General features: G+C 71.2%; 22 protein-coding genes. 10 read left to right on the forward strand and 12 right to left on the reverse strand.

All coding sequences use genetic code 11. From position 1 onward, the window contains the following. Nucleotides 1-14: 14 nt before the first annotated feature. The gene (locus D0Z08_RS06270; protein WP_118923775.1) at nt 15-1,118 is read left to right on the forward strand and encodes a trans-sulfuration enzyme family protein; all 1,104 of its coding nucleotides are present in this window, start codon (nt 15-17) and stop codon (nt 1,116-1,118) included. On the opposite strand, the gene D0Z08_RS06275 is transcribed toward D0Z08_RS06270, so the two are convergent. Together D0Z08_RS06275 and D0Z08_RS06280 are read right to left on the reverse strand one after the other, a co-directional pair. After that, nucleotides 1,115-2,116, reverse strand: a complete 1,002-nt coding sequence (locus D0Z08_RS06275) for an NAD(P)H-dependent glycerol-3-phosphate dehydrogenase (RefSeq protein ID WP_118923777.1) — start codon at nt 2,114-2,116, stop codon at nt 1,115-1,117. The two genes, D0Z08_RS06270 and D0Z08_RS06275, sit on opposite strands and share 4 nt — an antisense overlap. Continuing rightward, on the reverse strand, nt 2,113-2,868 hold the full coding sequence (locus D0Z08_RS06280) for a lysophospholipid acyltransferase family protein (RefSeq protein WP_182481212.1): 756 nt from the start codon (nt 2,866-2,868) through the stop codon (nt 2,113-2,115). Before D0Z08_RS06280 ends, D0Z08_RS06275 begins: the two co-directional genes overlap by 4 nt. Nucleotides 2,869-2,953: 85 nt before the next feature. On the opposite strand from D0Z08_RS06280, the gene cofC reads away from it, so the two are divergent. Next, nucleotides 2,954-3,631: a 2-phospho-L-lactate guanylyltransferase gene (gene cofC / locus D0Z08_RS06285; RefSeq protein WP_118924145.1), complete on the forward strand. Its 678-nt coding sequence runs from the start codon at nt 2,954-2,956 to the stop codon at nt 3,629-3,631. A 29-nt stretch (nt 3,632-3,660) separates the two neighbouring features. On the opposite strand, the gene D0Z08_RS06290 is transcribed toward cofC, so the two are convergent. From D0Z08_RS06290 to D0Z08_RS06300, 3 genes are all read right to left on the reverse strand, one after another. Continuing rightward, a complete protein-coding gene (locus D0Z08_RS06290; protein WP_118923779.1) occupies nt 3,661-4,284 on the reverse strand; it encodes an HU family DNA-binding protein in 624 nt (207 codons plus the stop codon). Nucleotides 4,285-4,493: 209 nt separating this feature from the next. Then, nucleotides 4,494-6,470 carry an LTA synthase family protein gene (locus tag D0Z08_RS06295; protein WP_118923781.1) on the reverse strand — a complete coding sequence of 659 codons (1,977 nt, stop codon included), beginning with the start codon at nt 6,468-6,470 and terminating at the stop codon, nt 4,494-4,496. Nucleotides 6,471-6,551: 81 nt separating this feature from the next. Continuing rightward, entirely contained in the window at nt 6,552-7,466 is a 915-nt protein-coding gene (locus tag D0Z08_RS06300) for a LysR family transcriptional regulator (RefSeq protein ID WP_118923783.1), read from the reverse strand. Nucleotides 7,467-7,620: 154 nt separating this feature from the next. Here D0Z08_RS06300 and sfnG point away from each other — a divergent pair, with 154 nt between their 5' ends. The 5 genes from sfnG to D0Z08_RS06325 are packed head-to-tail and all read left to right on the forward strand — an operon-like array spanning nt 7,621 to nt 12,227. After that, nucleotides 7,621-8,745 carry a dimethylsulfone monooxygenase SfnG gene (gene sfnG, locus D0Z08_RS06305; RefSeq protein ID WP_118923785.1) on the forward strand — a complete coding sequence of 375 codons (1,125 nt, stop codon included), beginning with the start codon at nt 7,621-7,623 and terminating at the stop codon, nt 8,743-8,745. Further along, on the forward strand, nt 8,745-10,010 hold the full coding sequence (locus D0Z08_RS06310) for an SfnB family sulfur acquisition oxidoreductase (RefSeq protein WP_118923787.1): 1,266 nt from the start codon (nt 8,745-8,747) through the stop codon (nt 10,008-10,010). Before sfnG ends, D0Z08_RS06310 begins: the two co-directional genes overlap by 1 nt. An 8-nt stretch (nt 10,011-10,018) precedes the next feature. Then, complete coding sequence (locus D0Z08_RS06315; RefSeq protein WP_118923789.1) at nt 10,019-11,185, forward strand: LLM class flavin-dependent oxidoreductase; 1,167 nt, start codon at nt 10,019-10,021, stop codon at nt 11,183-11,185. Further along, complete coding sequence (locus D0Z08_RS06320; RefSeq protein ID WP_118923791.1) at nt 11,182-11,697, forward strand: NADPH-dependent FMN reductase; 516 nt, start codon at nt 11,182-11,184, stop codon at nt 11,695-11,697. Before D0Z08_RS06315 ends, D0Z08_RS06320 begins: the two co-directional genes overlap by 4 nt. Continuing rightward, complete coding sequence (locus tag D0Z08_RS06325) at nt 11,694-12,227, forward strand: flavin reductase family protein (protein WP_118923793.1); 534 nt, start codon at nt 11,694-11,696, stop codon at nt 12,225-12,227. Before D0Z08_RS06320 ends, D0Z08_RS06325 begins: the two co-directional genes overlap by 4 nt. Before the next feature lie 9 nt (nt 12,228-12,236). On the opposite strand, the gene leuD is transcribed toward D0Z08_RS06325, so the two are convergent. Together leuD and leuC are read right to left on the reverse strand one after the other, a co-directional pair. Next, on the reverse strand, nt 12,237-12,836 hold the full coding sequence (leuD, locus tag D0Z08_RS06330; RefSeq protein WP_118923795.1) for a 3-isopropylmalate dehydratase small subunit: 600 nt from the start codon (nt 12,834-12,836) through the stop codon (nt 12,237-12,239). A 3-nt stretch (nt 12,837-12,839) separates the two neighbouring features. Further along, complete coding sequence (leuC, locus tag D0Z08_RS06335) at nt 12,840-14,252, reverse strand: 3-isopropylmalate dehydratase large subunit (RefSeq protein ID WP_118923797.1); 1,413 nt, start codon at nt 14,250-14,252, stop codon at nt 12,840-12,842. Nucleotides 14,253-14,369: 117 nt separating this feature from the next. Between leuC and D0Z08_RS06340 the strand changes: the two genes are divergently transcribed. Continuing rightward, nucleotides 14,370-15,092 carry an IclR family transcriptional regulator gene (locus D0Z08_RS06340; RefSeq protein WP_109696101.1) on the forward strand — a complete coding sequence of 241 codons (723 nt, stop codon included), beginning with the start codon at nt 14,370-14,372 and terminating at the stop codon, nt 15,090-15,092. A gap of 90 nt (nt 15,093-15,182) precedes the next feature. Here D0Z08_RS06340 and D0Z08_RS06345 read toward each other — a convergent pair whose 3' ends face one another. Both D0Z08_RS06345 and D0Z08_RS06350 read right to left on the reverse strand, forming a co-directional pair. Then, nucleotides 15,183-15,665 (reverse strand): methylated-DNA--[protein]-cysteine S-methyltransferase, encoded by a 483-nt coding sequence (locus tag D0Z08_RS06345; protein ID WP_118923799.1) that lies wholly within the window; start codon nt 15,663-15,665, stop codon nt 15,183-15,185. After that, the gene (locus D0Z08_RS06350; protein WP_118923801.1) at nt 15,662-17,134 is read right to left on the reverse strand and encodes an AlkA N-terminal domain-containing protein; all 1,473 of its coding nucleotides are present in this window, start codon (nt 17,132-17,134) and stop codon (nt 15,662-15,664) included. The genes D0Z08_RS06345 and D0Z08_RS06350 overlap by 4 nt, the downstream gene beginning before the upstream one ends. A 149-nt stretch (nt 17,135-17,283) precedes the next feature. Between D0Z08_RS06350 and D0Z08_RS06355 the strand changes: the two genes are divergently transcribed. After that, nucleotides 17,284-17,829: a hypothetical protein gene (locus D0Z08_RS06355; protein WP_147381342.1), complete on the forward strand. Its 546-nt coding sequence runs from the start codon at nt 17,284-17,286 to the stop codon at nt 17,827-17,829. 96 nt (nt 17,830-17,925) lie between these two features. Here D0Z08_RS06355 and D0Z08_RS06360 read toward each other — a convergent pair whose 3' ends face one another. Then, a complete protein-coding gene (locus D0Z08_RS06360; RefSeq protein WP_118923805.1) occupies nt 17,926-20,064 on the reverse strand; it encodes an ATP-binding cassette domain-containing protein in 2,139 nt (712 codons plus the stop codon). A gap of 249 nt (nt 20,065-20,313) precedes the next feature. Further along, nucleotides 20,314-21,045: an AIM24 family protein gene (locus D0Z08_RS06365; protein ID WP_118923807.1), complete on the reverse strand. Its 732-nt coding sequence runs from the start codon at nt 21,043-21,045 to the stop codon at nt 20,314-20,316. A gap of 70 nt (nt 21,046-21,115) precedes the next feature. Between D0Z08_RS06365 and D0Z08_RS06370 the strand changes: the two genes are divergently transcribed. Further along, a complete protein-coding gene (locus D0Z08_RS06370) occupies nt 21,116-22,165 on the forward strand; it encodes a cytochrome P450 (RefSeq protein ID WP_118923809.1) in 1,050 nt (349 codons plus the stop codon). Here the strand turns inward: D0Z08_RS06370 and D0Z08_RS06375 are convergent. Beyond that, entirely contained in the window at nt 22,107-23,807 is a 1,701-nt protein-coding gene (locus D0Z08_RS06375; RefSeq protein WP_182481191.1) for an alpha/beta fold hydrolase, read from the reverse strand. The two genes, D0Z08_RS06370 and D0Z08_RS06375, sit on opposite strands and share 59 nt — an antisense overlap. Between the last annotated feature and the right edge of the window lie 91 nt (nt 23,808-23,898).

Raw genomic sequence — 23,898 nt, forward strand, 5'->3', positions numbered from 1 at the left:
CCTACCGTTGTCCCATGCCCGAACCCGATGACCAGCCTGCTCACGTCCTGCGCCCGGCGACCATCACCGTGACGGCAGGACGTCCGGCCCACGAGCCGGACGCGCCGCTCAATCCCCCGATCACGATGGCGTCGACGTACGTCGCGACCGGCGACCTGGAGTACGGCCGCTACGGCAACCCGACCTGGTCGGCGTTCGAGGAGGTGCTGGGCACGCTCGAGGGCGGCCGGGCGCTGGCGTTCGCGTCCGGGATGGCCGCCGCGTCGACGGTGCTCGACCTGGTCGGGCTGCGGGGCGGGGTGGTGGCGCCGCGGCACGCCTACAGCGGCACGGTGATGGCGCTCGCCGACCTCGAGGCGCGGGAGCGGCTGCACTGCCAGCTGGTCGACATCGCCGACACCGACGCGGTGATCGCCGCGATCAACGACGACGAGGACTGCGCGCTGCTGTGGATCGAGTCGCCGACCAACCCGGCCCTCGAGCTCGCCGACATCCCCGCCCTCGTCGCGGCCGCACATGAGCTGGGCGTGCGCGTCGTCGTCGACAACACGTTCGCCACTCCCCTGCTGCAGCAGCCGCTCGCGCTCGGCGCGGACATCGTCGTCCACTCGGCGACGAAGTACCTGGCCGGCCACAGCGACGTCCAGCTCGGCGCCCTGGTGGTGTCCGACGACGAGGTGCACGCCGCGCTCAAGGGACGGCGCGACCTCGTCGGCGCGATCCCCGGCCCGTTCGAGACCTGGCTGGCGCTCCGCGGCCTGCGCACCCTGCACGTCCGCCTCGACCGCGCCCAGGCGAACGCCGCCGAGATCGCCCGACGCCTCGGCGAGCACCCTGCGATCGAGGAGGTGCGCTACCCGGGGTTCGGCGCGATCGTGGCCGCGGTGGTCGCCGGTGGCGCGCCGGCAGCCGACCTGCTCGCCCACGACGTACGGCTGTGGGTCCACGCCACGTCCCTCGGCGGCGTCGAGTCCACGCTCGAGCGTCGACGCCGCTGGAGGGCCGAGGCCGCGACCATCCCCGAGGGCCTGGTGCGGCTGTCCGTGGGCATCGAGGACGTCGAGGACCTCTGGGCCGACCTGGAGCAGGCGCTGGCGGGCATCACGCCCAGGGGCTAGTCGATCTCGGCCTTCGGATCGCGGCTGATGAACGCCTCCATCATCTCGGAGGTGGTCATCCGACCGGCGACGACCTCATCGACGTGCTCGGCGATCGGGGCCTCGACGCCCGCCTTCTCGGCCAGCGCGCGGATCGAGGAGCACGACTTGGCGCCCTCGGCGACCTGCCGGGTCGACGCCACGATCTCCTCGACCGTCAGCCCGAGCCCGAGCTTCTCGCCGAACGTCCTGTTGCGCGAGAGCGGCGATGAGCAGGTGGCGACCAGGTCGCCGAGGCCGGCGAGCCCCATCAGCGTGAGCGGGTTCGCACCGAGCCGCATGGCGAGCCGCGCCGTCTCGGCGAGGCCGCGGGTGATCAGCGACGCCGTGGTGTTGTCGCCGAAACCCAGCCCGACGGCCATGCCGACGCAGAGGGCGACGACGTTCTTGTAGGCACCGCCCAGCTCGCAGCCGAGCACGTCGACGCTGGTGTAGGGACGGAACGCCGGCGAGTGGCAGCGCTTCTGCAGCATCGTGACGACGTCCTCGTCGATGCACGCGACGACCGAGGCGGCCGGCTCCCGGCGGGCGATCTCCTTGGCCAGGTTCGGGCCGCTGACCACCGCGATCCGGCCGGGGTCGACATCGGCGACCTCCTGGATCACCTCGCTCATGCGCTCCAGCGAGCCGAGCTCGATGCCCTTCATCAGCGACACCAGGACGGCGTCCGGCTCGAGGAACGGCAGGAACGGCTGCAGGTTGGTGCGCAGCGACTGCGACGGCACCGCCAGTACGACGACGTCGGCCCCGCGCAGCGCCTGCTCGGGGTCGTGGGTCGCGGTGACCGTGCGCGGGAGCTCGATGCCCGGGAGGTAGTCGGAGTTCTCGCGCCGCTCGCGGATCCCGGCGGCGACCTCCTCCCGGCGGGCCCAGATCACGACATCGTTGCCGGCGTCGGCGAGCACCATGGAGAACGCCGTACCCCAGGAGCCCGCTCCCAGCACCGCAACCTTGCTCATGAGGCCTTCTTCCGGTTCTTGAAGCGGTCACCGTGGATCCGCATGTCGTAGCGCTCGTCCGGCGCTTCCTCGTTGCGGATCAGCTCCACCTGCTGGGTGATCGCAGCCATGATCCGGTCCGTGGCCTCGTTGATGACATCGGCGCTGCGCGGTTGCCGCGAGGCGAGATCGCCCAGGTCCACCGGCGGCCCGACGCGGGCGACGATCTTCTTGCGCGGGAACACCAACGGCTTCTTCGTGTACGGCGGCAGGATCTCCTGCGCGCCCCACTGCCCCACCGGGATCACCGGACAACCCGTCTCCAGGGCGATCCGGGCAGCACCCGACTTGCCGCGCATCGGCCACATCTCGGGGTCGCGCGTGATCGTCGCCTCGGGGTAGATGATCACTGCCTCGCCCCGTCTGACAGCAGCGACCGCGGACTCGTAGGCACCGACAGCACCGGGCGTCTCGCGGTGCACCGGGATCTGGCCCGCCTGGCGCAGGAAGAAGCCGAGCGCCTTGTTCTTGAACAGACCGTCCTTGGCCAGGTAGCGCGGGATCCGCCCGTGGTCGTAGACGAACAGCGCCGAGGTGATCGGGTCCAGGTGGGAGAGGTGGTTGAGCGCGATCACGCAGCCCTGGTCCGCGGGGAGGTTGTCCTCACCGCCGATCCACTCGCGTTTCGTGGTCGCAAGCAACGTCGGCTTGATGATCACGACCGCCAGGCCGATGGCCCAGCTGCGCTTCTCCTGCACCTTGCGCACCCTCACGGGACGCAGGCTACCGGCCCGTGACCTCTGCCACTGCGCAGGACACCGGTGCGGTCCGCTCGGGCCCACCTGACAGGATCGGCACGTGGTCGCGGACCCGAAGGTCGATACTGCACAGCACGTCGTCGTGATCCCCGTGAAGCCTCCGGGGGTGGGCAAGACGCGGCTGGTCGGCGTGCCCCCGGAGCAGCGGGTCGCGCTCGCCCGGGCATTCGCCATCGACACGGTGACGGCGTGCCTCGCGACCGACGGTGTCCAGCGGGTGCTGGTCACCACCGACGACGCCCGGTTCGCGTCCACCCTCAGCGCATTGGGAGCGGAGGCCTGCCCGGACGGGGAGAACGGCCTCAACCAGGCCCTGGTCCAGGCGGTCGCCGAAGCTGCGCGCCGCTGGCCCGACCTGCGCCCGGTCGCGCTCTGCGCGGACCTCCCTGCCCTGCGCGCCGAGGACCTGGCAACGGCGCTGGCGTCCGTCGCAGGTCGTACGGCGTACGTCGCCGATGCCGCGGGCACCGGCACCACGCTCTACACCGCGGCGTACGACGACTTCGACCCCCGCTTCGGCGTCGACTCCGCCGCCGCCCATGCGGCCGCCGGAGCGTCGCCGCTGCCGGGCGAGCTCCCCGGTCTCCGCCAGGACGTCGACGACGTCGTCAGCCTGCAGGCCGCGGTGACACTGGGGGTCGGGCCGGCCACCCGTGCGGCACTGGCCGCGGGCGCGTTCTCCGTACCGGAAAGGAACGACGGGCCGCCCTCGTGGTGAGGACGGCCCGTCGCGGGTGATCTGGAAGCTCAGGACTTCTTGGCCGGAGCCTTCTTCGCGGGCGCCTTCTTCGCAGGTGCCTTCTTGGCCGGAGCCTTCTTGGCAGGTGCCTTCTTCGCGGGCGCCTTCTTCGCCGGAGCCTTCTTGGCAGGTGCCTTCTTCGCCGGAGCCTTCTTCGCCGGTGCCGACTTTGCGGGCGCCTTCTTGGCCGGAGCCTTCTTCGCCGGAGCGGCCTTCTTGGCAGCGGCCTTTGCCGGGGCGGTCGCCTTCTTGGCGGCGGCCTTCGCCGGAGCAGTGGCCTTCTTGGCCGCTGCCTTTGCGGGTGCCGCAGCCTTCTTGGCCGGAGCGGTTGCCTTCTTCAGTGCCGGAAGCTTCTTGGCACCGGAGACGACGTTCTTGAGATCGGCGCCGGCGCTGAACTTCGGCACCGCCTTCTTCTTGGTCTTGACTCGGGCGCCGGTCTGCGGGTTGCGGACCCAGCGCGCATTGCGCACTGCCTTCTCGAACGAACCGAAGCCGGTGATGGCGACCTTCTCACCCTTGGCGACCTGGCGGGTGATGGTGTCGAGCACGGAGTCGAGCGCGTGGGCAGCAGCCTTGCGGTTCCCGTCGTAGCGCTCGGCGAGCGCATCGATGAACTGAGACTTGTTCACTACTTGTCCTTCCGCCTGGACCGGCATGATCGCCGCCCCTTGGCCGTCGAGTACCGAGCGTGCGCCCGGATTCCTTCTCCGGCACGCTAGGCATTCGTGGCCGACGTCACAATCACCACGCGCGGAATGCCGCGGGTTTTTTCTTCGATATGTGCCGAATTGGCCGTTTTGACGCCACTTTCGTCACATCAGCACGTTTCGCGGCCCTGCTAGTCGTCGGCGCCGGGCCACAGCTCGTCGACGGCATATCGCTCGCCGATCGAGAAGTCGTACTGCACCAGACGCATGTCGCCGAGCAATTGCGCCGACCTCGGATCCAGCGAATCCTCGGGGGTTTCAGCACCGTCGCTGGTGATGATGCGGCCCTGCTGCAGGGCACTCACGCGGCCGTGCAGGCGATCGAGCAGTGCGAAGTACGGCGGCACCGGGGCGTCGGCGACGCGGTAGACGAGCGGAAGGAAGAACGCCGGGCTGGTCAGCGGCATCGGCTGGTGCGCGTTGCCCTCGCTGCTCCACACGAAGAACGGCGTCTGGTAGAGCCCCAGCCCGTCGGTGTTGGCGTTCTTCACCTCGGAGTCGTAGATGCCCGGCAGGTGGTCACCGAAGAACAGCACGATCGACTTCTCGTCGCTGGCCTCGAGGTCGGCGAGGAACTCGGTGAGGGCGGCGTCGCTGTGCTCGAGACCCCGTGCGTACTGGCCGATCCGGTCCGCCTGGTCGCCGCCGATGCCACTCACCTCGAGGGGGTCCTCGTAGTTGCCGTCGACCGGGATGTGGTTCTGCATCGTGACGAGGTTGATCATCAGCGGATCGTCGTTCTCGTCGATCTGGTGCAGGACCTCGTCGAACGCAGCGTGGTCGTCGATGTAGGGGTTCCTGTCGATCTTCTCGGTCGACTGCATCGACGTGTCGTGGATGAACTCCTCGAAGCCGAAGGTCTCGTAGACCTGCTCGCGCTTGTAGAGGCCCACCATGTACGGGTGGATCGCGATCGCCTTGTGGCCCTGTGACTTGAACCAGCCGACGGCCGACGGGTACTTCGCGTGGTCGGAGACGAGCATCTGGTACGGCGAGACCATCTGGGGCCGGAACAACGCGATCGACTCACCGGTCAGCGTCTCGAACTCCATGTTGGCCGTGCCGCCGCCGAACAGCTGCGCGAGCATGGTGCCGGACGTCGTCTCCCGCATCACTGCGCGGGTCTGCGGGATCGGGTCGCGCTCGAGGTCGAACCCGTCGAGCTGCGTGGGGTCGGTGAACGACTCGCTCAGGACGAGCACCACGTTGACGTCGTCGAGGCTCCCGGTGCGGGTGCGGTTGATGCGCTCCGCGGTCTGCGTGTAGCGATCGGCGAGCTGCTCCATGGCGGCCTCGTCGTAGTCGCCGGGCTTCGCCATCGCCGAGATCGGCATGTTGTAGAGGAAGCCGCCACCGAAGCCGTTGCTGCGGTAGTTGGTCTTCTGGTTCCAGTAGCGCCAGTGCTCGCCCCGGATCTCGTAGGCCTTGCGCCACACGTTGCCCGGCTCGTTGAACTTGGTCGTCTGGAAGAGCAGCGTGGCGCTCACCAGGAGTACGCCGACGCGGAGCAGGCCCAGCCGCACGGCCTGCTGCCGGGGCAGCCGGCGCAGTGACGGCCGTGGGTAGCGGCGCCCGAGCAGGCGACCCACGAGGACGCAGCCCGCGATGAGGATGCCGAGGCCGAGGACGAGCAGCACCGCCTTGGACGGCGAGACGAACGCGCTGAGGAAGCCCGGCTCCGTCAGGAAGTCGGTGTCACTGGGATAGATCGGCTCCTCACGGAGGTCGATCTTGATCCGGTTGGCCGCCGCCACCGGGATCACGACCGCGGCGAGCAGCCCGGTCGACCACCACAGCCGGCCGATCACGGACCACAGGAAGACCAGGATGATCCAGACCAGCACGACGTCGACGTAGAACCCCACGTAGTTGACGAACTGGTCCTGGATGAAGAGCGGGTCGCCCATCCACAGCGTCGACACCTCGAGGACGAGGGTCAGGACGATCGCCACCAGGAACGAGGCCAGGATTCCGCGCCGGAGGACGACACCGAGCCTGTGCGGTGCCTTGCCGGCGGCCTCCTCGGGCAGGTCGTCGTCGACGACCTGCAGCTCCTCGCCCTCGTCGTCGGCCGGCACAGGCGGGTCGGCGACGGAGGAGGTGGACACGCGGTTAATCGTAAGTTGCCGATGGGCGTCTCGCCGATCTCGCGACGACCGGCGCGGCGGTCCGGCGTACGACCTCAGGCGTCAGGATGCCTGCGCCGCGCGGTACTCCCCCGCCCTCGCCAGCAGTGCGGCGTGCAGCTCACGCACCTGCAGCAACACCGGCAGGTTGGTGCGCTGGCGTACGACGAGCGTGACCAGCGTGGGATCACCGGCGATCGGCCGGGTGACGATCAGTCCCGCGCGGTGCAGCGGGTCTCCGACGACGCTGTAGTCCGGCAGCACGGTCACGCCGAGGCCCTCGGCGACCAGCGCCTTGCCCATCTCGGCGCCGTCGGTGCTGTGGCAGGTGCGGGGCAGCTCGGTGCCGAAGATCCGGTGGACGTAGCGGTGCATGAGGTAGCCGGCCCGCATCATCACGAACCGCTGGCGGCGCAGGTCGTCGATCGAGACCTGGGCCTGCGCGGCCAGCGGGTGGTCGGACGGGAGCACGGCGACCGGCCGTCCGTGCAGCAGGTCCGTCCCGACCAGGCCGGCCGGGGCGTCGTCGCCCTCGAGCACGTTGACCAGGCCGAGGTCGAGGGTGCCCTCGGCGAGACCCTCGTCGATCTGGGCCTGCTGCAGGGTGAGCACCTCGACCGTCGCGGCCGGCCGGCCGGCCTGGAACGCCCGCACCGCCGGGACGAGCAGCGTCGCCGTCGCGGCGTGCACAGTGCCGAGACGGATCAGCCTCCCATCGACCCGCTGGTCGCCGGCGGCGGCCCGGAGCCGGCTGACCGCTGCCAGCACCTCCTCCATGTAGGGCAGCAGCTCACGACCCTCCCTGCTGATCCGGGCCCCCGACCGTCGCCGGTCGAGGAGGGTGACCTTGAGCTCGCGCTCGAGCTTGGTCACCGACTCGCTCAGCGCCGGCTGGGAGAGATGGAGTCTCTCGCTGGCGCGGCGCAAGGACCCGTGCTGGGTCACCGCCGCGAGGTACTCGAGCTGTTCGATCCGCATGCCGTCCGCCTCTGTCTCGTGCTGCGCGCCGTGGGTGACAGGCCCACCCGATCGTTCGATCCGGGACACCTGCCAGTCGCTGCTTGTGTGGACCTCAAACTCTAGTAACTTGATATACAAAGAACAAACAACGCGCCGAGCCGAGGAGCAGACGATGAGTCACCATCCCCCTGTGGACCCCGAGTCCTTCGCCACCCCGCTGCAGTTCGCCTACTGGGTCCCCAACGTCAGCGGCGGACTCGTGGTGAGCAAGATCGAGCAGCGCACCGACTGGGGCTACGACTACAACAAGCAGCTCGCCCAGCTCGCGGAGAACAACGGGTTCGACTACGCGCTGTCACAGGTGCGCTACATCGCGTCGTACGGCGCCGCCTACCAGCACGAGTCCACGAGCTTCAGCCTCGCGCTGCTGCTCGCCACCGAGCGGCTCAAGGTGATTGCCGCCATCCACCCGGGCCTCTGGCACCCCGGCGTGCTCGCCAAGTGGATCGCCACCGCCGACCAGATCTCGGGCGGCCGGGCCGCCATCAACGTCGTGAGCGGGTGGTTCAAGGACGAGTTCACCAAGCTCGGCGAGCCGTGGCTCGAGCACGGTGAGCGCTACCGGCGGTCGGAGGAGTTCATCCGCTACGTGCGCGAGATCTGGACCTCCGAGCATGCCGAGCTCAACGGGGACTTCTACCGGCTGCACGACTTCGACCTGAAGCCGAAGCCGGTCGTCGGGCCGGACCGGCCGCACCCCGAGATCTTCCAGGGCGGCAACTCGACCGACGCGCGCGGGATGGCCGGCCGGGTGTCGGACTGGTACTTCGCCAACGGCAACACCCCGGAGGGCATCTCCGAGCAGATCCGCGACGTGTCCGACGTCGCCACCGTGCACGGCCGGTCCGTGAGGTTCGGCGTCAATGGCTTCTTCATCGGCCGCGACACCGAGCGGGAGGCGCGCGACGTACTGCGGGAGATCGTCGACAAGGCCGACCGGGAGGCCGTCGAAGGCTTCGGGTCGGCGGTCAAGCAGGCCGGCCAGAGCACGGGAGACCAGAAGGGCATGTGGCAGGACTCCGAGTTCGCCGACCTGGTGCAGTACAACGACGGCTTCCGGACCGGGCTGATCGGCTCGCCGGAGCAGATCGCGACCCGGATGCTGGAGTACAAGCGACGCGGGGTGAACCTCTTCCTGCTCGGCTTCCTGCACTACCTCGAGGACGTCGAGTACTTCGGCCGCGAGGTGCTCCCGATCGTCCGGGAGCTCGAGACCGCCGAGCTGGAGCGCGTCTGATGACCGCCCTGCACGAAGTCCACGAGCTCGCCGAGCCGCTCGCACTCGACCGTCCCGAGGTTCCGGTGCTGGGTCCCAAGAAGGCGGTCGAGGTCGCACGCGACCTCGCAGCCCGGTTCGCTGCCGGAGCCGCGGAACGCGATCGGCGCCGGGTCCTGCCGACCGAGCAGATCGAGGAGCTCTCGGCGTCCGGCCTGTTGGCCGTCACCGTGCCGCGGGAGTACGGCGGAGCCGACCTCTCCGCCGAGACGCTCACCGAGGTGGTGCGGCTCATCGCCACCGGCGACCCCAACGTCGCCCAGATCCCGCACAGCCACTTCGTCTACGTCAACGTGCTCCGGGAGCAAGGGACCGCGGCCCAGAAGGAGCTGCTGTTCGGTGAGGTGCGGCAGGGGGCGCGGTTCGGCAACGCCCAGTCCGAGATCCGCAGCAAGCACGCCCGTGACCACGCGACGACGCTGCGCCCGATCGGCCCACGGCTCGGCGCCGGCCCGGCGCGTGCCGCGGAGTGGATCCTCGACGGCACCAAGGGCTACTGCACGGGCGCGCTCTTCGCGCACTGGATCCCGGTGCTCGCCCACCTCGACGACGACGGCCCGCTCTACGTCGCCTGGGTCGAGCGCGATGCGCCCGGCGTGACCGTGATCGACGACTGGGACGGGATCGGTCAGCGGACGACCGCGAGCGGGACCGTGGGACTCGAGCAGGTCCGGGTGCCGTTCGACCGGATCACGCCGTACCACCTCACCTTCGAGCGCCCGCAGACGTTCGGGGCGTTCGCGCAGCTGCTGCACGCCGCGATCGACGCCGGCATCGCCCGCGCCGCGCTGGCGGACGCGGCCGAGTTCGTCACCACCCGGAGCCGGCCCTATCCCGACGCCGGCGTCGACCGGGCGGCCGACGACCCGCTGGTGGTGCACGCGTTCGGCGAGCTCGAGGTCCAGGTCCGCGCCGCCGAGGCACTGCTCGCCGAGGCCGGCCGTGCTGTCGACCGCGCGGACGAGGACCTGAACGAGTCGACGGCCGCGCGAGCCAGTCTCGCGGTCGCTGCCGCCCGGGCCGCGACGACGGCGGCGTCGGTGGATGCCGGCAGCCGGCTGTTCGAGGTGTGTGGCACCCGGTCGGCGCTCGCCTCCCTGGTCCTCGACCGCCACTGGCGCAACGCCCGCACGCACACCCTCCACGACCCGGCCGCCTGGAAGGTCCAGCACCTCGGTCGCTACGCGATCGACGGCACCCTCCCGCCCCGGCACGGCCAGCTGTAAGGACCGCAATGACTCTCAACTTCCACTGGTTCCTCCCGACCAACGGCGGGGACGGCCGGCACGTGGTCGGCGGTGGCCACGGGATCTCACCCGGCCGCTCCGGTCGCCCCGGCGACGTCGCCTACCTGACCCAGGTCGCCCGTGCCGCCGAGGACAACGGCTTCGACGCGGCGCTGACCCCGACCGGGGCCTGGTGCGAGGACGCCTGGCTGTCGACGGCGATGCTGAGCCAGACCTCGGAACGGCTCAAGTTCCTCGTCGCCTTCCGGCCCGGTCTGGTCGCGCCGTTCCTGGCCGCTCAGATGGCGGGGACGTTCCAGAACCTCAGTGGTGGACGCCTGCTGCTCAACGTCGTCACCGGCGGCGAGCCCCACGAGCAGCGCATGTACGGCGACTTCTTGGACAAGGACGGCCGTTACGCACGGTGCGACGAGTTCCTGGAAGTCGTACGCCGGCTCTGGGCCGGGGAGACGGTCGACTTCGACGGCGAGCACCTCGCCGTCACCGGCGCCTCGCTCGACCAGATCCCCGACCCGGTGCCGGCGATCTACTTCGGCGGCTCGTCACCCGCCGCCGGCCGGGTGGCGGCGCGACATGCCGACGTCTACCTGACGTGGGGCGAGCCGCCGGACGCGGTGGCGGAGAAGATCGCGTGGATCCGGAAGCTGGCCGTGGAGGAGGGCCGGGGCGACGAACGGCCGATCCGGTTCGGCATCCGGATGCACACGATCACCCGCGACACGACGACCGCGGCCTGGACCGAGGCCGACCGCCTGCTCGCCCAGATCCCCGACGACGCGATCCGGCGCGTGCAGGAGGGCCTGCGCCGCAGCGAGTCGGAGGGACAGCGGCGGATGCTCGCCCTCCATGGCGGGAGCGCCGACAACCTGGAGGTCTACCCGAACGTGTGGGCCGGCATGGGCCTGGTGCGCGGCGGGGCCGGGACCGCACTCGTCGGCAGCCACGAGGAGGTCGCCGACCGGATCGAGGAGTACGCCGCGCTCGGGATCGACGAGTTCGTCCTGTCGGCCTATCCCCATCTCGAGGGGGCTTACTGGTTCGGCGAGGGGGTGCTGCCGATCCTGGCGGAGCGCGGCCTCTGGAAGGATCCGCGACCCCAGCGGCACCACAACGCCGCGGTCCCCTTCGCCACCGCCGGACGGGCTGCCTCGTGACCGGGCCGACCACGGCTGTGGTCGTCGGGAACCCGAAGGCCGGGAGCCGCACACTGACCGCGGCGTCGTACCTCGCGCGCGAGCTCACCGGCGCCGAGCCGGACCTCGTCGTCGACCTCGCGACGATCGGCGCCGAGCTCGTGAGCTGGCGCGCCGCCTCGGTCAACGACCTCGTCGCCGACGTCGGCCGGGCGGACCTGGTGGTCGTGGCGTGCCCGACCTACAAGGCCACCTACACCGGCCTGCTCAAGCTGTTCCTCGACCGGTTCTCGGTCGGGCAGCTCGCCGGGGTCGCCGTACCCCTGATGCTCGGGGCCGGGCCGGCCCACGCGCTGGCTCCGGACATCGGGCTCCGGCCGCTGCTGACCCACCTCGGCGCGCTGGTGCCGACGCCCGGCCTGTACGTGCTCGAGAACGAGTACGACGACCCGGCCGCCTATGCCGAGTGGCTCGCCAGCGCCCGCCCCGCGATCTCCGCCCTGCTCACCCTGCCCCGAGGAGCAACCGCATGACCGTGACCGCGCCGATCACGCTCACCACCAACCAGGACCTCGACCAGGCGCGGCTGCGCGCGGCGTTCGGCAGCTTCCCGAGCGGCGTGGTCGCCGTCGCGGCCGAGGTCGACGGGGCGCTCGTCGGGCTCGCCGCGAGCTCGTTCACGTCGGTCAGCCTGGACCCGCCGCTGGTCTCCGTCTCCGTCGCCAACACCTCGAAGACCTGGCCCGACCTGCGCCGCGCCGCCCGGCTCGGCCTGACCGTGCTCGCCGAGCACCACGGCGACGTCTGCCGCCAGCTCGCCGGTCCCGTGGCCCAGCGGTTCGACCAGGTCCCGGTCACCGTGACCGACGCCGGCGCGGTCACCCTCGACGAGGGCCTGGCGCGGTTCGACTGCTCGATCTACCGCGAGGTCGAGGCGGGCGACCACACCATCGTGCTGCTCCTGCTGCACGCGGTCGCCCACGCCATCGACCAGGACGACGCCGGATCAGCCGGCGCCCCCCTGGTCTTCCACCGCAGCGCCTTCGCCCGGATGGCCGTGTGAAGCCTGGGCTCAGGCGTGCTGGGTCTGGGGCTTCCAGCTCGGTCGGGTGCTCTCGTAGGCCGAGATGGTCTCGTCGTGGCCCAGGGTGATGCCGATGTCGTCGAGACCCTCGAGCAGGCGCCAGCGGGTGTAGTCGTCGATGTCGAACGAGTCCTGCACCTCGCCGCCCGGCGTGCTGACCGTCTTCGCCTCGAGGTCGACGGTGATCTCGCCGCCCGGGTTGTCCTCGAGGTAGTCCCAGAGCGCCTGGATGACCTTCTCGTCGACCTGCGCCGCGACCAGCCCGGCCTTGCCGGAGTTGCCGCGGAAGATGTCAGCGAAGCGGGCCGAGAGAACGACCTTGAAACCGTAGTTCTGCAGCGCCCAGACGGCGTGCTCGCGGGACGAGCCGGTGCCGAAGTCGGGGCCGGCGACGAGCACCGAGCCGGCGGCGTACTCCGGCTTGTTCAGGACGAAGTCCGGGTCGTTGCGCCACGCGGCGAAGAGCCCGTCCTCGAACCCGGTGCGGGTCACCCGCTTGAGGTAGACGGCCGGGATGATCTGGTCGGTGTCGACGTTGCTGCGCTTGAGCGGTACGCCGACGCCCGTGTGGGTGGTGAACTTGTCCATGGCTCAGGCCTCCTGCGGCTCGAGGTCGGCGGGGGACGACAGGGTGCCGCGGACCGCGGTGGCGGCGGCGACCGGGATCGACACCAGGTGGGTGCGACCACCCTTGCCCTGCCGGCCCTCGAAGTTGCGGTTGGACGTCGACGCGCTGCGCTCCTGGGGAGCGAGCTGGTCGGGGTTCATGCCGAGGCACATCGAGCAGCCGGCGCCGCGCCATTCCGCGCCGGCCTCGAGGAAGACCTTGTCGAGGCCCTCCTCGATCGCCTGGTTGCGGACCCGGACCGAGCCCGGCACGACGAGCAGCCGGGTGCCGTCGGCGACCTTGTGGCCCTTGATGATCTCGGCGGCGAGGCGGAGGTCCTCGATCCGACCGTTGGTGCAGGAGCCGACGAAGACCGTGTCGACCTTGATCTCGCGCATCGGGGTGCCGGCCTCGAGGCCCATGTACTCCAGGGCCTTCTCGGTCGCGATCTTGTCGTTGGGCTCGTCGAAGTCGTCGGGGCTCGGGACGTTCGCGCCGAGCGGGACGCCCTGCCCGGGGTTGGTGCCCCAGGTGACGAACGGCGTCATGGTCGACGCGTCCAGCACGATCTCCTTGTCGAACTCGGCGTCCGCGTCGGTGACCAGCGTCTTCCAGTGCGCGACCGCGGCGTCCCAGTCGGCGCCCTTGGGCGCCTCGGGCTTGCCCTCGATGTAGTCGAACGTGGTCTGGTCGGGAGCGATCAGGCCGGCCTTCGCGCCCCACTCGATCGACATGTTGCAGACCGTCATCCGGCCCTCCATCGAGAGCTCCTCGATGGCAGCGCCGCGGTACTCGACGATGTAGCCCTGGCCGCCACCGGTGCCGGTGTGCGCGATCAGGGTCAGGACGAGGTCCTTGGCGGTGACGCCGTCCGGCAGGCTGCCGTTGACGGTCACCGCCATCGTCTTGGGCTTCGCCTGCATCAGGGTCTGGGTGGCGAGCACGTGCTCGACCTCGGAGGTGCCGATGCCGAACGCGATCGCGCCGAACGCACCGTGGGTGCTGGTGTGGCTGTCGCCGCACACGATCGTCATGCCCGGCTGGGTGAGACCCAGCTGCGGGCCGACGACGTGGACGATGCCCTGCTCGATGTCACCGAGCGGATGGAGTCGTACGCCGAAGTCGGCGGCGTTCTTGCGCAGCGTGTCGACCTGGGTCTTGCTCACCGGGTCGGCGATCGGCTTGTCCCAGTCGAGGGTCGGGACGTTGTGGTCCTCGGTCGCGAGGGTGAGGTCGGGGCGTCGTACCTTGCGGCCGGCGAGACGGAGGCCGTCGAACGCCTGGGGGCTGGTCACCTCGTGAATGAGGTGGAGATCGATGTAGAGGAGGTCAGGCTCCCCCGGGGTCGACCGGACGACGTGCTCGTCCCACACCTTCTCCGCCAGGGTCTTGCCCATGACTCGCTCCTCCTCGATCGGTTCTGGCCGGTGGGTGTGACGGGTCTCATCGTCCTTCCGGCTTGTTGGAGCAACCCTACGCTTGCATCCCATGATCTGAGACGATAGTCTTGCCATATGGACAACTCGAGCGGCGTGGGCGTGCTGGACAAGGCCGCCCTGGTTCTCACGGCCCTGGAGTCCGGGCCCGCCACCCTGGCCGGCCTGGTCGCCGGCACGGGTCTGGCGCGTCCGACAGCGCACCGCCTGGCGGTCGCACTGGAGCACCACCGGCTGGTGGCCCGCGACATGCAGGGGCGCTTCGTGCTCGGCCCGCGGCTGGCCGAGCTCTCCGCCGCGGCCGGCGAGGACCGGCTGCTGGCGACCGCCGGTCCGGTGCTCGCGCGGCTGCGCGACATCACGGGCGAATCGGCACAGCTCTGGCGGCGCCAGGGCGACCACCGGGTGTGCGTCGCGGCCGCCGAGCGGCCGTCCGGCCTGCGCGACACGATCCCCGTCGGATCGCAGCTGACCATGCGCGCCGGCTCCGCCGCCCAGGTGCTGCTCGCGTGGGACGACCCGGACCGCATCCACCGCGGCCTCCAGAACGCCGCGTTCTCCGCGGCCGAGCTCTCCGCGATCCGGCGCCGGGGCTGGGCGCAGTCCGTCGGCGAGCGCGAGCAGGGCGTGGCCTCCGTGTCCGCCCCCGTCCGCTCCCCCGGCGGCAAGGTCATCGCCGCGGTGTCGGTCTCCGGCCCGCTCGAGCGGCTCTCCCGCCAGCCGGGCCGGATGCACGCCCCCGCCGTACTCGCTGCCGCGGAGCGGCTCTCCGAGTCGCTGCGGCGGGCTGCTGCCGAATAGCGCGAAGTGTCAAGGTTGGCGCCTCGAAGTGTCAGGGTTGGCCCCTCGAGGTGTCACCCCTCGCACGACCAACATCGACACTTCGCGCGGTCAGAACAAGGCGTCCTGCTCGAGCGACAGCAGGGTCTGCTTCCGCTCGATCCCGCCGGCGTAGCCGGTGAGGGTGCCGTTGGCGCCGATCACCCGGTGGCACGGGATGACGATCGGGATCGGGTTGGCGCCGTTGGCGAGGCCGACGGCGCGGGAGGCGGCGTTGGACTTGCCGAGGCGCGCGGCGACCTCGCCGTACGACGCTGTCTCGCCGTAGCCGATCTTCGTCAGCTGGTCCCAGACCGACTGCTGCCAGGCGCTGCCGACGGGGGCCAGCGGGAGGTCGAAGTCCTTGAGGTCGCCGGCGAAGTAGTCGCGCAGCTGCCGGGCCGCCTCGACGAGCAGCGGGTCGTCGTCGACACGGTCGCCCTTAGGCCGACCGTCGGCGTCGCGGAACGGCGTGAACTCGATCTGGGTCAGCGCGCCTCCGCGTGCCACGAGTCGCAGCTCGCCGATCGGTGAGTCGATCACGGTCCAGGTCATGACTTCTCCTCCAGTGAGGTCCACAGGTGTAGCAGGGCATAGGAGCGCCAGGGCGCCCAGGTCGTCGGGTCGGCGTCGGTGAGGCCGAGTCCGGCCAGCGCGTTGCGCACGCCGATGTCGGTCGGCAGGTAGATGTCGGGGTGGCCCAGCGCGCGGAGCGCGATGTAGTCGGCGGTCCAGGGTCCGATGCCGGGGATCGCCACCAGCGCCCGGCGTACGTCGTCGCGGTCCGGGCCGCGGTCGAGCGCGACGTCGCCGGCGGCCAGGGCTGCGGCCAGGCCGGTCAGAGCGCGGCCGCGCGCCCGCGGCATCGGCAGCTGCTCGGGGTCGAGCGCCGCGACCGTCGCGGCGTCGGGGAAGAGGTGCGTCAGGCCGGGGATGTCGGTCTCGAACGGGCGCCCGTGGGACGCGACGAGCCGGCCGGCGACCGTGCGGGCACCGGCGACGCTCACCTGCTGGCCGAGCACCGCGCGCACGGCGATCTCGTCGCCGGAGACGTGGCCGGGCACCCGCAGCCCCGGCCGGAGCCGGATCAGCCGCCCGATCACCGGATCGCCGGCGAAGTGGTCGGCGACGGCGATCGGGTCGCAGTCGCCGTCGAGCAGCCGACGGACCCGGGCGACCGCCGCTGCGGTGTCACGCAGGTCGTGCAGCACGAACCGCGCGGGCACGAGGGCGGTCTGGCCGGGGTCGAGCACATCGGTGAGCTCGAGCCGGACCGTGCCCGGGCCGTGGGGAAGGTCGAGGGTCCGGGCGTACCACCCGTCGCCCGCCACCTCCACGCCTTCCACGGCGCGGGCGGCGAGGAAGCGCAGCAGCGCGGACCCGGCGAACGGCGTCCGCACCGCCAGGCGGAGCTCGATCGCCCCCGGCGTACGCGCTCCGCCCCGCCGACCTCGCAGCTGGGTGGGCGATGCGGCGTAGACCTCCCGCACGGTGTCGTTGAACTGGCGGACACTGGCGAACCCGGAAGCGAACGCCACGTCGGCGAAGCTCAGGTCGGTGGTCTCGACCAGCACCCGGGCGGTCTGCGCGCGCTGCGCTCGGGCGAGCGCGAGCGGTCCGGCCCCGAGCTCGGCGGTCAGCACCCGCGACAGGTGACGCGCGGTGTAGCCGAGCCGGTGGGCCAGGCCGTCGACCCCCTCGCGGTCGACCACACCGTCGGCGATGAGTCGCATCGCGCGGCCGGCGACGGTCGCGGCGACGTCCCAGTCCGGACTGCCCGGCGTCGCGTCCGGCAGGCATCGCTTGCAGGCCCGGTAGCCGGCCGCCTGGGCCGCAGCTGCGCTGCGGTGGAAGCTGACGTTCTGCAGAGCCGGCGTCCGGGCCGGGCAGGACGGCCGGCAGTAGATGCCGGTGGTCCGCACCGCGATGTAGAACACCCCGTCGAACCGGCGATCGCGCGATTTCACCGCGGAGTAGCAGGACTCCGTGTCGAGCCCCGGGATCCCTGCAGTGGTGGTCGTCATGGCTCCATTCTGTACGGCGCCGCCGACATGTTCTCGCGGAAATCGGACATGGCCGTCGGGCAAGGTCCCGAGTTCCTCCGCGGGCACGCCGAGTTGTCCGTCCCGGCGATGTCCCGCCCATCGGCGCGCGCATCTGCCACCCTGTGCGCATGGTGGAGAACCCGATCGACCTGCTGATCAGGTCTCAGCAGATCGCCCTCAAGCTGGCGGGCGACACGTTCCGCACGGTCACGAACGCCGCCGTCACCGGAGTCACCCAGCCCGACGAGCTCGTGCGGCAGGTCGGCGACCTGGCCGGCGCCGTCGCCAACATGGCCGGCGCGATCACCGGGCTGGCCGGCGCCACCGCGCAGCCGCTCCAGGACTTCATCGTGCGCCAGCGCGAGCTGGCCGAGACCGTGGCGACCCTCGCGGAGGCCCAGTCTGAGCTCGCGAACGTCGTCGCCAAGCTCGCCGAACGGCACGCGGACGCCGTCACCGCCCTGGAGCGGGTCACCGCACCGGTCTTCGCCGTCGTCGGCACCGATCCCACTCCCCCGAAGACGCGCGCCTCCCGGGTGACGGCCAAGGCAGAGGTCGCGGCCGCGACCAAGACGCCCACCAAGGCACCCAGCAAGGCGCCCGCCAAGAAGCCGACCACGGCGAAGGCTCCGGCCCGGAAGGCGACCACGCCGAAGCCGAGGAGCACGGCCTAGCCCGATCTCAGGCGAGGTCTCAGCCGCGCACGCTCCGCGCGCTGCGTCGTACGGCGACGACCCCGGCCGCCGCCGCGACCACCCCGATCAGCACGATCACGGCGAGGTGGTGGTTCCACTGCCCGCGTCGTACGCCTGCAGCGGGTCGCGGACGGCGTCCTCGACGCCCCGTTGGGTCCGCCCGAGGTGGACGCTGGCGGCCGACGCCGCGTAGGCCCAGCGCGACGGCGCCAGCCAGGCGACCTGCTCGAGCACCGGCCGGCCGGCGATGCCGACGATGGCACCGGAGAGCACCAGCTGCGCCATCACCAGCGCCACCAGGACCGGCATCGCGTGGTCGGCACTGCGGATCAGCGCGGACGCCGCGAGTCCTACGACGGCCATCGTGGTCGCCAGCGCGGCCACCGGGAGGGCGATCTCCCACCAGCCCCAGCCGTGCACGCCGCCGCGGTCCGGTCCGGGGAGGCCGACGGTCGCCAGCCACGTGAGGGCGATGCCCTGGACGAAGCATGCGCCGCCGAGGACGACGACCTTGCTCAGCAGGTAGGGCCCCGGCGACAGGCCGACGGCGTACTCCCGGCGCAGGATCGCGCGTTCCTTCACCAGCTCGCGGATCGTCATCGCCACGCCCATCAGCGCGGCCGCGACGACCAGGATCGTGAGCCGCTGGCCGACCTCGGAGCCGTCGAAGACCCGGCCCTCGCGGGCGGCCCGGAGGGACAGGCCGGCGCCACCCTGGACGATCCGGCTCAGGCCGGCCAGCGCGAGCGGCAGCAGCACGAGCATCGTCATCAAGGTCCGGTCGGCCCGGGCCACGGCGACGTCCCGGGCGATGAGGGTGCCGAGCTGCCGCCACCGCGACGGTCGCTGCGGGGGTACGACGGCGCGCGGCACCGCCGGGATCGTCCCGCTGTCCGTGATTCCGGCAGGCCTCGGCCGCGGCGCGGCCTTGTCGAGCTGCTGGAACAGCGCGGGGTAGTCGTCGCACCCGAAGTGGTCGAGGAGCGCGGCGGGCGGTCCGACGTACCGCGCACGACCGCCCTTGCCGAGCACGACGACCTGGTCGCAGAGATCGAGCGCCAGCACCGAGTGGGTGACGACCACGACCACCCGGTCGTCGTCCGCGAGGTCGCGCAGCTGCTCCATCACCGAGCGGTCGAGGCCGGGGTCCAGGCCGGACGTCGGCTCGTCGAGGAACAGCAAGGGCGGCGCCGTCAGCAGCTCGGTCGCGATCGAGACCCGCTTCCGCTGCCCGCCCGACAGCTGGCGCCCGATCCTCAGGTCCCGCTGGCCGGTCAGCCCCAGCCGGTCGAGGACCTGGTCGACGCGCCGCTCCTGCTCGGCGCGGGTCGTGTCGGGCGGCAGCCGGAGCCGCGCGGCGTAGCGCAGCCCCTCGCGGACCGTCAGCTGCGGGTGCAGGATCTCCTCCTGCGGCACCAGACCGATCTGGAAGCGCAGCTCCTCGTAGTGGCGGTAGAGGTCGTGCCCGTTCCACAGCACCCGGCCGCGACCCGCCGGCACGAGGCCGGTCAGCGCGTTGAGCAGCGTCGACTTCCCGGCGCCGGACGGGCCGATGACCGCGGTGAGCGTGCCGGACGCGAGCTCGAGCGAGACCCCGTCGAGCAGGCGCACGTGCTCGGGCGTGACCGTGCTGAGGCCGTCAGCCACGAGCATCCGCCGTACGGTCCGCTGCGGCGGGGCCAGCCGCCGGCCGTCCCACACCAGCGTCTGCGCGCCGACGACGACCTGGTCGCCGTTGCGCAGCGGGATCGACGTGACCCGCTCCCCGTTGACGAACGTGCCGTTGAACGAGCCGAGGTCGCGCAGCACCGGCGGCGTGGTGAGGTCGACGACCGCGTGGTGGCGCGAGACCAGGGGGTCGTCGAGGACGACGGTGTTGCCGGCGCCGCGCCCGAGGATGAGTACGCCGTGCCGGGACTCGTGCCGCTCGACCGCCGGGGTGGGCGGCGGGATCGCCTCGAACAGCAGAGTCGGCCCGTCCGGGGCTCCTGCCGCCAGCCGCACTGACCGGCCGGTGCGCAGCGCGAGCTGGCCGACCCGGCAGCCGTCGCGATAGACGCCACCCTCGACGCCTGCGTCGACCAGGGTCCAGCCACCCTCCGCGCGCACCATTCGGAGCGCACCGACGCTGGCCGCCTCGTCGTACTCGACGCTGGCGTCGTCGCTCGTCACACGCAGGCGCGGCGCCGTGCCCGCGTGCTGCAGGATCCCCATGGTGCTTCGACGCTAGGGCGTGGCGCCGCCGGGGAGGCGGCACCACGCCGTGATTGCGCAGCGCCGGCCAGTCGCGAAAACCGGCCCGGCGAGGCGGAGAGAGCGAGGCACGAGCGACCGGAGCCGCAGCCCGGTCCGGCTTTCGCGATGCCGGCCGGTGAGCCGCCCAGCAGCCCGTCATGGCACCTACGTCGACTGCGCGCGCGGCAGCGCGGCGTGACGAAGGAGCGACGCGCTCGCGCCGTCCTATCAGCGCAACAGGTTGCCGAGACCGCCGAGCGGGCTCTGCTGCTGGACCTGCTGGCCGGCGTCCTGCGCCCCACCGAAGCGCATGTTCTCGCTCGGCTGGACGATCACGAAGCCCTGGCCGTGGAAGCCGAGCTGGAACTCCTCGCCCGACGTCCGCCCGATCAGCGCCTTCATGCCGATGTCGGTCTTGAGCTGGATCTGGAGGCCGGCCGACCAGCACACCGCGGCGTCGGGGTCGACGAACGTCGCCGCCTCGTGGGTCTGAAGCAGCAGCGGCGGGCCGTCGGTCACGAGCGCGACCTGGCCGGTGCCGGTCAGGGTGGTGTTGAAGAGACCGCCCGACAGCATCCCCGCGCCGCGGACCAGCTGGATGTTGTCCTGGAGCGACTCGGAGTAGGCCAGGATGTTGGCGCCGTTGACCGAGATGGAGTCGTTCTCGAGGTCGATGACGTGGACGTCCATGCCCAGCTTGGCGAGGAAGATCTCGCCGGTGCCGTGCATCCGCATGATCGGCAGGCCCTCGCCGGTCACCTTCTGCTTGATCCACTTGCCGACGCCGCCGGCGCCCTGGGCATCGAACCGGACGTCGCCCTGGTAGGCGACCATCGACCCCTGGAGCGCCTTGACGCTGCCCTGGGAGAGCTCGACCTTCATCATCTTCGAGTTCTGCTTGACGAAGTTGCCCGGGCCCTCGACCTCGTGGTTCTCCTGGGCGAACAGATCACTGCGCATCGGTGTGCTCTCACTTCTGGTGGGGTGACGGTGGTCAGACCCGAGAGATCCGGGCCCTGGTGGGACCCGGATGGGTCATGTCTACCCCGAGATTTCCACGACCACACACGATTCGGCATCGTCCTCGCGAACGATCCACAGGACCACTTCGACGCTGCCAGAATGCGGACATGTCGTCGGTGCCCGGCCCGCGCGGCGCTCCGGTCCTGGGAATGCTGCCCACCTTGCCCGCGACCCACTCGGTACCTGCCTCCGCGCGCAGCAGCGGTACGGCGACGTCGTGCGCCTGCCGGTCATCTGGGGCGAGGTCTTCCTGCTGACCCATCCCGACCACGTCGAGCGGGTCCTCGTCAGCAACAACGCGAACTACTGGAAGGGTCGCCTCTTCCGGCGCGCCGACTTCCTCTTCGGCGATGGCCTGGTCCTGAACGACGGCGAGAGCTGGCACCGGCAGCGGCGCATCATGCAGCCGGGCTTCCACGCCGACCGGATCGTGGGCAGGATCGTGGCGGACCGGACCGAGCCGCGCGATGACGTGCTCGAGCTGCTCGTCGCCGCGGCCAGCGATGGCGCGATGAGCCCGAGGCTGCTGCGCGACGAGATCATCACGCTCCTCTTCGGCGGCTACGAGGCGACCGCCCACACCTTGGCCTGGACCTGGTACGAGCTCGACCGGCACCCGGACGTCGCCGACCGGGTCCGGGCGGACACCGACGGATCGTTCACCCGCTGCGTCGTCGACGAGGTCCTGCGGCTCTATCCGCCGTTCTGGGAGGTGCTCCGCAGCAGCTACGAGGAGGACCGGTTCGGTGACCACGTGCTGCCCGCGGGCGCCAGCGTTCTCCTGGTGCCCTGGATGACCCACCGCCGCCCCGAGCTCTGGGACGACCCGGAGCGCTTCGATCCCCAGCGCTGGCGCAACGGACCGCCTACGCACCGCCACGCCTACTACCCCTTCGCGGCCGGACAGCGGATGTGCATCGGCGGCCGCTCGCACGGCTCGAGCTCGAGCTCGTCGTACGCCGGCTCAGCCAGGAGTTCCGCCCGCGACTGGCGAAGGGTCACCAGGTACGGGTCAGGGCCCAGAGCACGTTGCGGTCCCGGCACGGGATCCCGATGACCCTCGACCCGGTAGCCGGTCCGTAACGATCGGAGCATCCCGGTGCGAGAGGGGAGGTCGTGCGTCGCGGGGTGTAGTCGAGCCGCGGCAGGCTGTCGACGCAAGACGTGTCGGGCGCCGTCTCCGGGCTCACGAGGAAGTCCGTCGCGATCTCGCGCGCGCACTCATTGCCGTTGGTGAAGAAAGCCAGCGAGAGGTGGAAGGCGGCGGGCAGCACGACGTACGTCGACCGCGACAGGCCGGGCAGCATCGGTCTCACCATCCGCGGCGGGACAGCCAGGTCGTAGCGGTTGGCCAGCACCAGTGTCGGGATCGCGCTCACAACGAGCTCATGCTGGCGATGACCCGCCCGGCCGACCGGCCAGTGACGACACCCGGCGGGCGATCGGGGGTCGTTGTTGCCCGCGGCGAGGTCGAAGCCACGCCGCAGGAAGCGGCGTGCGAACGGCGGCGCAGCGTCGGCGGCCTCCCGACGGTCCTCCCAGGTGATGAACCTGACGTTGTCACGGCAGACGTACGACATCGTCTTCCCGCCGGCCAAGAAGTCCTGGCTGTGCGAGTTCTCCATCGGCCCGGTGCCGAGGAGGCGTCGATAGGGCCGTTTCAGGTGTCCGTGGGCGACCTTCCACGCGAACGCGAGGACGCCGGGGATCTGCGAGGGGGAGAACTGGTCGCCGGGGTAGATGAGCGAGATGGCATCGCTGTAGATGCCGGCTTCGTCGACCAGCAGCCTGACCGGTTCCGGCCGCATCCGCGGGATCGTGACGACGACGGGGTCGCGCTTGAGCTGCCGCGACTTGCGCTCGAACAGCCGCCGGAGCCCCGGGTACGTCGACCGGCACGCCGCGTTGGCGCGGCAACCCGCGAACACCCGGTTGAGGATGCGCACGGTGCCGACGTGGTAGTCGAGGCCCCACAGGGCGTTCGGAGCCATGCCGGAGTCGATGATGGCGCTCCGGATGCCGCCGGGGAACCGGCGCATGTAGGTCAATCCGAGGGTGCCGTCGGCCGAGACCGCCAGCAGGTTCCACTGGTCGTAGCCCAGCGCCCGGCGCAGTGCCTCGAGGTCGGCCGCGCTCTGGTGGGTGTTGTAGTCGGCGAGGTCGATGCCGCGCTCGGTGTACCGCTCCCAGCAGCGATCAAGCGCATGACCGAAGATCCGCAGCGCCTCGGAGTTCACGAACCTCCCTGCGTAGAACGCCCGCACCTCGGCCCGGTCCAGCTCGCGGCACCCGAGCCGCGGACGCGAGATCCCCGTGCCCCGCGTGTCGACGAGCACCAGGTCGTGCTCCTCTGCCGTCGCCCAGTCTGCGAAGTAGCCGCCCAGGGCGAAGTCGGAGATCGCGCCGAAGCTGGGACCGCCGCCGAGGAACACGATGGGCTCCCCGGGATCGGGCGACGTCGCGTGCACGACCGCAGCGGCCACCCGGATCAGCCGGCCATTCGGCTCCCGGCGATCCTCCGGCACGACGACGTAGCCGCAGTCGACGACCCGATCGTCGGGGAAGACCCCGTCGGGGCACGCGATCGGATGGAAGGTGGGGACCCGTTGACTGCTGTCGCCGACGGCATCACTCCGCCCCAGCGGGCCGGGCGCCGCGGCTGCGGCGATCACGACGAGGACGGCGACGGCTCGCTTCATGGTTGCCTCTCCGGCACAGCGCCCGATCGTCGCGCCTGACCCCGCCGCGGGAGCCGCGACGTTCATCCGGGATCGATCCCTCAGTAGGCGC

The sequence above is a fragment of the Nocardioides immobilis genome (genome assembly GCF_003515065.1).
GTDB lineage: Bacteria > Actinomycetota > Actinomycetes > Propionibacteriales > Nocardioidaceae > Nocardioides > Nocardioides immobilis.